Genomic DNA, 8151 nt, shown 5'->3' with positions numbered 1-8151 from the left:
ACATATAATAATAAAAAACATACCAAAATCTAATAAAAAATAGCTAAAAAATAAAATTAAAACATATAATAATAAAAAACATGTCAAAATTTAATAAAAATAAAAAAATAGTTAAAAAAATAAAATAAAAAGAGTTTTAAAATAAAATTATAAATAACTTATATGAATTTAAATCTTAAATTATTGTTCATTATTAATAAATTTATGAATTACTCTTTTAATTTTATCTACAACAGAATCATTAATATCTTCGAAGTTAACATCATCATCCCCATGAACCATGAAATATTCTTGTGCTGAAAGAAGATTTACTCCTCTCATGACTTTTGAATAATCACCATGTGAGTCTATAAATCTTGCTTTAACATTATCCGTAAGATAAATATTTAAATCACGAAGAATCCTTTTTTTCAATTCAGGATCATAGATAGGGAATGCAATTTCTACTCTTTTATCCATATTCCTAGTCATTAAATCAGCACTAGATAAATAAATATCTGTATTAGATGGGGAAATAAAACAATATATCCTAGAATGTTCTAAAAATCTTCCGACAACACCAATAACTTCAATATTATCAGTTACTCCAGGAATTCCAGGAACTAAACAACATATACCTCTTATAATTAATTTAATTTTAACTCCTTCTGAAGAAGCTTGTTGTAATTTATCAATCATCTGTCTATCAGTAAATGAATTCATTTTCATAATAATACTAGTTGGAATTCCACTTCTAACATTTGAAATAGCTTTATCAATTTTTTTAATAAGGTTTTGTTTAAGAGATGTTGGTGCTACTAAGAAATGTTTATATTTACCATTTAAATTAGAAATTGCTAGATTTTTAAAGAACAATGTAGCATCTTTTCCCATTTCCTCATTATTAGTAATTAAACAGTAATCAGTATAAATTTTACAGGTTTTTTCATTATAATTACCAGTACCTAATTGAGTGAAGTATTGTAATTTATTATTTGGACCTTGTTTAACTACAAGACAGATTTTTGAATGTACTTTATATTTATCATATCCATAAATAACTTTAGCACCTGCATTCTCAAGAAGTTCTGCATAATAAATATTATGACTTTCATCAAAACGTGCTTTTAATTCCATTAAAACAGTAACAGATTTACCATGTTCAATAGCAAGGAGAAGATTTTCGATTACTTCAGAATTATTAGCTAAACGATAGATAGTCATTTGAATAGATAAAACATTTTCATCAAGTGCAGCTTCATGTAAAAATTTAATAAAAATTTCAAATGATTGGTATGGATAGAAAAGTAAAATATCTTTTTCTTGAGCTAAATCCATTATCTTATTATTTTTAAATACTGGATTAAATTTAGATTTAAATGGTTTATAAGAAATTTTACTAAATATTTTAGGTTCCACATGTTTTAATTTATCATATAAATCTGAAACATAATCCATATTAATTGGTGTTTCAGTTAAAAATACTTGCTTTTTAGATAAATCAAATTTTTTAATTAAAAATTTAACCATATCATCATCAAAGTATTTATAAAATTCAAGTCTTATAGGTGCAAGACGATTTCTTTTCTTAAGAATTTTTTTCATATATCCCCTATAATCTTCATCTTCATCAACTTTAGATTTAGACAAGTTAATATCTGCATTACGTGTTAAACATACAACTGTTTTAAAATCAATTGAATAATTAGAGAATATATCATTAACATATTCATATATTAAATCTTCAATTAACATATATCTTAAAGAAGATTCTGGAGAAAATACTACTTTTGGTAAACTATCTGGAATTTGAATAATACCAAATTCATTTTTACCATTATCTAAATTAGTCATTGAAATAATAATATTTAATGCATTATTAATTAAATGAGGAAAAGGATGTTGAGGATCAATAATTTGTGGAGCTAATACAGGGAAAACATGATCAAAGAAATATTTATTATAAAATTCTGCCTCATTTTCATGTAAATCAGAAAATTTTAATTGTTTAATACTATGTTTATCTAATAATTTTTTAGAAATTTTCTTAAATATTTCATCCCTTCTCTCATATAAACGTCTAGTCTCTTTAAAAATATGGTTTAATTGCTCTTGCGGAGTCATACCTGTTTTATTATCAATATCATTCTTTTTAACAAGAGTTAAATCATAAAGAGATCCACAACGAATCATATAAAATTCATCAAGATTACTTGTAAAAATTGATATAAAGTTTAATCTTTCAAGAAGAGGAACAGTATTATCTTCAGCTTCTTCTAATACTCTTTCATTAAATTTAAGCCAAGATAATTCCCTATTTTGTGTAAAACTATAATCCCTTTTTTTCTTATCTTTTTTATTCTTATTACTTTTTTTATCCTTTTTACTTTTTTTTGACACTAATATCAATTCCCCATATGTAATATATTATAATAAATTAATAAATTTCTTATATTTATATCTATAAAATTTAAAAAAATAACTAAAATTGTATAAAAATTTAAATAAATACATAAAATATTAATAAAATAATCAAATTAGAACTTTTAATAATATAATTAATTTATAAAATATTTTTAAGAAACAATATTATCCTTGATTTTTATTATATAAAGCAGAAATTTTTACTTTATTACAATACAAAACTCACAAAATATTATAATAAAATAGAAATTTTTACTATATTATATAATGAAATTTAAAAAAATAATATTAATTTAATTCTAAAATAATTACTTAATATAATAAAATATTAATTTAAACTTAATTAAATTAATTACTTATTATTATATTTAATAAAACATCCACTTTAAATTATTCATTAATATATTTATTATAAACATTTTCTATAAAAAATCCTTCTCTTACACCAAATTTACTTACTTGAACTTCTTTACATTTAAAATATTTAGTTAATACTTTAAAAATTAATAAACCAGGAACAATTGTATGAATCCTACTTGGTTTTACATGTAAAATAATATCATAACTTGATCTATCTCCATTAGACAATTTTTTCTCTAATTCAGTAAGCATTTCAACAGGAATACAATTTTTTTTCTGAATCATTCCAAGTTCAGATAACATATTATTTACTGCACGTATAGTACCACCTACACCGCACATAAATGGAATTTTTTTATCATAATTAATATTAAGTTTTTCAATTTCTTCAAAAACTCTAGATTCAATTAATTTTCTTTCTTCATCATTTGGAAGTATATGTGAAACATATTCATTAAATAAATTTAATGAACCAATAGGCATACTATAAGATTCTTTAACTTTATTATCTTCATAAATTACAATTTCAGTAGATCCTCCACCAGAATCAACAACTACACCATCTTTTTTATGACAATTTTCTTTAGCCCCAATAAAACTAAATTTAGCCTCATCTTCAGAAGGTAAAATAATTACATTCATTCCAATTTCATCTTTAACACAAGAAACTACTTCATCAGAATTATCCACATTTCTAATAGATGCAGTTGTAAATGCAGTGAAATCATGAATATGTAAAACTTCTAAATCTTTTTGCATATTTTTTAAAACATTAATTAATTTTTTTATAGCTTTTTTAGGAAGTTTGTTATTTTTATCAACATATGCAATTAAACCTAAAGTTTCTTTTTCTGAAAAAATCTTTGAGAAATGTTTTTTATTATAAGAATATACGTTCATTCTAACAGTGTTTGAACCAATATCAATAATCCCATATAACAATTTCGACACCTGTAATTAATAAAATATATATTATTTATATATAATATTATAATTATTTTTTATTATTTAAAATTATACTTTTTGTGAACAAAAATTCATAATATAAGAACAATTGAAAAAAATAAAAAAATTAGAAATAATAAAATAAAAAGAATATTTTAAAAAAAATAAAAGAATATTAAAAGATAAATTAAAAATTAAGAAAATAAATTTTTAATATATATAAATATTAAGGTTTATGTTCGTAATTATAAAAAACAATAAACAAATTAATATTTTTAAATAAAAATAACAGCGATAATTTGTTTAAAAATATTTAAAAATATAATAAAAAATATACAAAAAAGTAATTTGTAATGATTTTACATGATAAATATAATTAAATTTATATACTTGATAAATTATAATAATTTATAATGATTATACATGATAGATAATTTTTACTAATCATCAAAATTTTTAAAAATGGAGGAAAGATAAATGATTGAAATTCGCTTTCACGGACGTGGAGGTCAAGGTGCTGTAACTGCAGCTGAAATTTTAGCAAAAGCAGCATTCGAAGATGGTAAATATGCACAAACATTTCCATCATTCGGAGTAGAAAGAAGAGGAGCACCAGTAGCAGCTTTCACAAGAATTGATGACAAACCAATACAATTAAGATATCAGATTTACAACCCTGATCATATAATTGTACTTGATGATGGATTAGCAAATGTAGTAGATATATACTCAGGTATTAAAGAAAATAGTGATGTTGTAATAAATACTAGACATGACATTAGTAGTGATAGAGTACCAGTATACAAAATTGATGCAACTAAAATTGCACTTGAAACATTAGGAAGACCTATTGTAAATACTATTATTTTAGGTTATTTTGCTAAAAAAACAAATATAGTAAGTATTGAATCATTAGAAAAAGTTATTAGGGACGTATTCCCTGGTAAAGTTGCTGAAAAAAATGTAACAGCTATTAAAAAAGCTTATGAATTAGAATAGGTGATTATATGAAACCATCAGTAGGATGTACAAATAATAAACCAGGTAGTACAAGAATTAATAAAACTGGAAGTTGGAGAACATTTAAACCTATTAATCATCAAGAAAAATGTGTCAAATGTAATAATTGTTACATATTCTGTCCAGAAGGTTGTATAGACACAGAATTTAATATTGATTATGATTATTGTAAAGGATGCGGCATATGTGGACAAGAATGCCCAGTCAATGCTATTGAAATGGTAATTGAAGAATAAAAAAATTAAGGGAGAATTTAATAATATGACAAAAAAAGTTATGACAGCAACAGAAGCTATATCTGAAGCTGTAAAATTAGCTAAACCAAATGTTATTCCTGTTTATCCTATCACACCAATGACTACAGTAGCAGAACATATTGCAGATTATGTAGCTAATGGTGAATTAGATACCGAATATATTAGAGTAGAATCAGAACATTCTGCAATGAGTGCAGCAATTGGAGCAAGTAGTACTGGTGTAAGAACATTTACTGCAACTTCATCACAAGGATTAATGTATATGCATGAAGTATTATTTGCAGCAGCAGGAATGAGAGCACCTATAGTTTTAGCAGATGCAAACAGAGCAATATCTGCACCATTATGTATTTGGAACGACCAACAAGATTCAATTTCACAAAGAGATTCAGGATGGATTCAACTTTATGCTGAAGATGGACAAGAAGCATTAGATATGGTACTTACTGGATTTAAAGTAGCAGAAAACGAAAATGTTTTATTACCTGTTATGGTAACAATTGATGGATTTATTATTACCCATACAAATGAAGTTGTTGATATTCCAGATCAAGAACAAGTAGATAAATTCTTACCAGACTATGTACCTAAATATTCATATTTAGATCCTGAAAAACCAGTAACTGTTGGAAGTTTCTCAGACCCAAGATTTTATATGGAAGCAAGACATGCAATGCAAGTTGCAATGGATAAATCAGTAGAAGTATTTGAAGATGCATTTGAAGACTTCGAAAAAGTATTTGGAAGACATCATGACCTTATTGATACTTACAGATGTGAAGATGCAGATATAATCTTTGTTGCATTAGGATCTGTTTGTAGTACATTAAGAGTTGTAATTGATGAAATGCGTGAATCTGGAGAAAAAGTAGGACTTGTTAAAATATTATCTTACAGACCATTCCCTGGAGAAAAAATTAATGAAGCTGTTAAAAATGCAAGTAAATTAGCAGTACTCGATAAAGATATTAGTTTTGGTGTTGGTGGAGCATTATACGAAGATATGAAAACCAACGTAAACAAAGAAATGTATAACTTTATTATTGGATTAGGTGGAAAAGATATCACTCCAAGTACCCTTTATGAAATATTAGAATTAACTAAAAACCCAGTTGAAAAAGTTAATTGGGTAGGAATAGAGGAGGATGAATAAAATGGATATACCTAAAGAAGAATTATTAGCACCAGGACACAGAGGTTGTGCAGGATGTGGAGCTGCTATTGGAGTAAGATTAGCACTTAAAGCATCAGGAAAAAATACTGTTGCAGTAGCTGCAACTGGATGTCTTGAAGTTATGACTACCCCATATCCAGAAACTGCTTGGGAAGTTCCATTTGTTCATGTAGCATTTGAAAACGCAGGTGCAGTAGCAAGTGGTGTAGAACGTGCACTTAAAAGTCAAGGAAAAGAAGATACTCATATTATAGCATTTGGTGGTGACGGAGGAAGTGTAGATATTGGTTTACAATCTATTTCCGGAGCTATGGAAAGAGGACATAATATAACCTACATTTGTTATGATAATGAAGCATATATGAACACAGGTATTCAAAGAAGTGGAGCTACTCCATGGGGAGCATCAACTACTACCTCACCAAGTGGTAGTGAAAGTTTTGGTGAAGATAGACCTAAAAAAAATATGCCAATGATTATGGCTGCACATGGAATTCCATACATTGCAACTGCTTCAATAGCATATCCTGAAGATTATATGAGAAAAGTTAAAAAAGCAGTAGAAACTAAAGGACCTGCATATATACATTTAAACCAACCATGTACTACTGGTTGGGGATTCCCTGCATCTAAAACTATTGAAGTTGGAAGACTTGGAGTAGAAACTGGTTTCTGGCCATTATATGAAATTGAAAATGGTGAATTCAGAGTAACTTACAGACCAACTGAGAAAAAACCAGTTATTGAATATTTAAAAGCTCAAAAAAGATTTAAACACTTAACTGAAAATGAAGTACAAATAATCCAAGAATATGTAGATAACCAATGTGATGAATTAGGAATCTGAGGTGAGAATATTGAAAAAAATATTAGTACAAAGAGATATTTGTGATGGTTGTAAAGACTGCGAAAAAGCTTGTGAATCATTACATGGTACCTCTAGAATAAATATTTTAGAATATGAAGATTCTTACTATCCTGTCCTCTGTCAACAATGTCAAGATCCATCATGTGAAGTTATATGTCCTACAGATGCAATGACTAGTGAAGGTGTTGACTCAGAAAAATGTATTGCTTGTGGTTTATGTGCATTAGCATGCCCATTTGGAGCAATTAGTATATATGATAAAAGCTCTGAAAAATGTAATAGATGTATAGATAGGCCAGAAGGACCTGCATGTATTAAAGCTTGCTCTAAAAGAGCAATATCTATAGTAGATACTGATAAACTTGTTGAAGAAAAACGTAAAGAATATGTTAAAAAAGCATTTGGACACAATAAAAAACAAAAAAGTGTTTTAAGTGTTTTAACAAGTGGTGCTAGAACTCAACAAGTACTCGATAAAGGACTCTCAAATAATTAAGAAGGAGGACGAATATGAGAGAATTAGTACTAAATCCTGAAGAATGTGTTGATTGTGGAAATTGTGAACGTGCTTGTCCAAATAATGCAATACACCTTTATGGAAATGTCCCATTATTCTGTATGCATTGTAGTCCTGATAAAGCACCATGTCTTAAAAATTGTCCAACAGGTGCAATTGAATATCTTGGAGGAGCAATAACAATCAATGATGAAAAATGTATTGGTTGTGGAATCTGTAGAGATGCATGTCCAATTGGTGCAATACACATGGATGCTTCACATGCAAAAAAGTGTGATTTATGCATAAATAGAGACACACAATATTGTGTAGAATCCTGTCCTACACATGCATTAACTTCAAGTTCAGAAGACATGATTAGTAAAAAACGAGCTAAACTTGCTAAAGAGCTTAGTTTGTTAAAATCTAAAAATAGAATTTTACTTGAAAAAGAATAATTAACATTATTCTTTCCCCTATTTTTTTATAATTTTTATAAGAATTCAAAAACTATTTCTATCTAATTTTATAATTCTTAAAAAGTATTTAAATTTAATTTAGAAAAATAATTATCTAAATAAATAATTTAAAATAAAAAAAACTAATTTTAACTTAATTAAAAACAATC

Annotated in this window: 8 protein-coding genes; 6 read left to right on the top strand and 2 right to left on the bottom strand. The window is 26.3% G+C overall.

Annotated features, from left to right (window positions below; genetic code table 11):
• Positions 1-180: 180 nt before the first annotated feature.
• Both ppk1 and BGI41_RS05405 read right to left on the bottom strand, forming a co-directional pair.
• Positions 181-2379 (bottom strand): polyphosphate kinase 1, encoded by a 2199-nt coding sequence (gene ppk1, locus BGI41_RS05410; protein ID WP_088539279.1) that lies wholly within the window; start codon positions 2377-2379, stop codon positions 181-183.
• A gap of 414 nt (positions 2380-2793) precedes the next feature.
• A complete protein-coding gene (locus BGI41_RS05405) occupies positions 2794-3705 on the bottom strand; it encodes a phosphatase (RefSeq protein WP_088539276.1) in 912 nt (303 codons plus the stop codon).
• A gap of 480 nt (positions 3706-4185) precedes the next feature.
• Between BGI41_RS05405 and BGI41_RS05400 the strand changes: the two genes are divergently transcribed.
• The 6 genes from BGI41_RS05400 to BGI41_RS05375 are packed head-to-tail and all read left to right on the top strand — an operon-like array spanning position 4186 to position 7981.
• Positions 4186-4707 (top strand): pyruvate ferredoxin oxidoreductase subunit gamma, encoded by a 522-nt coding sequence (locus BGI41_RS05400; RefSeq protein WP_088539274.1) that lies wholly within the window; start codon positions 4186-4188, stop codon positions 4705-4707.
• An 8-nt stretch (positions 4708-4715) separates the two neighbouring features.
• Positions 4716-4964: a pyruvate synthase subunit PorD gene (porD, locus tag BGI41_RS05395; RefSeq protein WP_088539272.1), complete on the top strand. Its 249-nt coding sequence runs from the start codon at positions 4716-4718 to the stop codon at positions 4962-4964.
• 25 nt (positions 4965-4989) lie between these two features.
• Positions 4990-6138 (top strand): pyruvate synthase subunit PorA, encoded by a 1149-nt coding sequence (porA, locus tag BGI41_RS05390; protein ID WP_088539283.1) that lies wholly within the window; start codon positions 4990-4992, stop codon positions 6136-6138.
• A 1-nt stretch (position 6139) separates the two neighbouring features.
• Positions 6140-7006 (top strand): pyruvate synthase subunit PorB, encoded by an 867-nt coding sequence (porB, locus tag BGI41_RS05385; RefSeq protein ID WP_088539281.1) that lies wholly within the window; start codon positions 6140-6142, stop codon positions 7004-7006.
• A gap of 10 nt (positions 7007-7016) precedes the next feature.
• Complete coding sequence (locus BGI41_RS05380; RefSeq protein WP_088539270.1) at positions 7017-7523, top strand: 4Fe-4S dicluster domain-containing protein; 507 nt, start codon at positions 7017-7019, stop codon at positions 7521-7523.
• Positions 7524-7537: 14 nt separating this feature from the next.
• Positions 7538-7981: a 4Fe-4S dicluster domain-containing protein gene (locus tag BGI41_RS05375; RefSeq protein WP_088539268.1), complete on the top strand. Its 444-nt coding sequence runs from the start codon at positions 7538-7540 to the stop codon at positions 7979-7981.
• The last annotated feature ends 170 nt before the right edge of the window (positions 7982-8151 follow it).

The sequence above is a fragment of the Methanobrevibacter sp. 87.7 genome (genome assembly GCF_002208625.1).
In the GTDB taxonomy this organism is placed as follows: domain Archaea; phylum Methanobacteriota; class Methanobacteria; order Methanobacteriales; family Methanobacteriaceae; genus Methanarmilla.
This window is presented reverse-complemented; position numbering and strand designations above follow the sequence as displayed.